The organism is Bartonella sp. CM120XJJH (genome assembly GCF_042194715.1).
Taxonomy (GTDB): Bacteria; Pseudomonadota; Alphaproteobacteria; order Rhizobiales; family Rhizobiaceae; genus Bartonella.
Genome location: NZ_JBHINE010000058.1, coordinates 1 through 1,520, shown reverse-complemented (window position 1 = coordinate 1,520; position 1,520 = coordinate 1). Strand labels below are relative to the sequence as shown.

The window sequence follows — 1,520 nt, the reverse complement described above, 5'->3', positions numbered from 1 at the left end:
CAAAACCTCTCTATAAAATAATTCATAAAAATTATCAAAATACTCATTCTGATATTTTATATGTACATAACGCATTTGTCTTGATTAACAGGTCAATTAACACATCAAATAAACAGCAAATTTCACTATTTTGCTGATCTGACCTCTCTCATGGGCTGTGGATAAACAGCCTTTTAAAAAAACTTTTGAAAAAAATTTATCCGCTTTTTAGCATTTTCCGAATTTTTCACACTATTCATTCAAAATGGATTTAATTAACTTCATTTCGATTCTTTTGAAGAGAATTAATCAATAGAATATATTGTTATGGAGTTTATTCTTTATGCTTCGCCCTCATCATTCCGATCATGAACATGTCTCTTTACGCTCTCTCTTAGAATATTATCGTCAACAAGCAAAATCACCCCGTGAATTGGGAACATTGTTTGAAAATCTTGTAAAAGCTTATTTATCTGAAGACCCTTTACAAAAGCAGGAATACGAAAAGGTTCAAACCTATTGTGAATGGGCGCAAGAGCGTAATGAAGATGGAACGGATATTGGTATTGATCTGATCGCTACAATCCGTGATCAAGGAGGATATGCGGCTATTCAATGTAAATGCTATGATGCTTCTCACATCATTAAAAAAGAAGATATTGATAGCTTTATCGCTGCTTCTGGGAAGAAAATATTCACGCGTCGTATTCTGGTTGATAGTACCGAAAGCAATTGGAGTGATAATGTCGAACTGACTTGTGAGGGGCAAGAGGTTCGTATTCAACGCATGAACCTTTTTGATTTAGAGAACAGTCAAATCAATTGGGGGGTGTATAAAGAAAAAGGTGAAGCAACCCTTAAAGAGCAACCTAAAAAAAAGCTTTTAGATCATCAGAAAGAAGCCCTTGAGAAAGGTCTGTGAAGGTTTGCAAGAAACAGACCGTGGCAAGCTGATTATGGCATGTGGTACGGGTAAAACTTTCACAAGCCTTAAGATAGCAGAGACCATAGCAGGAAAAGGCAAGCGTGTGTTGTTTTTGGTGCCTTCCCTTGCTTTGATGTCACAAACAATCCGTGAATGGACCCTTGATACAGAAGTGCCTTTGCGTTCCTTTGCCGTGTGTTCGGATACACAAGTGGGAAAGCGTCGTAAAAAACAAAATGATGATGAATCTGGTCTGGATACCTCTGATCTTGCCTTGCCTGCTACAACGGATGCAAAAGAGCTTGCACGTAAAGCCAATAAAACCTCTCTTGATGTAATGACGGTGGTCTTTTCGACTTACCATTCCATTCAAGTGATTTCCGATGCACAAAAAGACCATGATTTACCCGAATTTGATCTGATCATTTGTAATGAAGCACATAGAACAACTGGTGTTGTGTTGGGAACAGACAAGCATGAATCTGAATTTATCAAGGTTCATGATAACAGCATCATTCGGGGTAAAAAACGTCTGTATATGACAGCAACGCCCAAGATCTTTGCTGATAGTGCTAAAAAACAAGCCCATGAAATGAATGGCATTTTAGCGTCTATG

The 1,520-nt window shown here is 37.7% G+C and carries 1 pseudogene; it reads left to right on the top strand.

The window, feature by feature from the left end:
• Positions 1 to 322: 322 nt before the first annotated feature.
• Positions 323 to 1,520, top strand: a pseudogene (locus ACFIKU_RS09630) (DEAD/DEAH box helicase family protein); the annotation flags it as partial.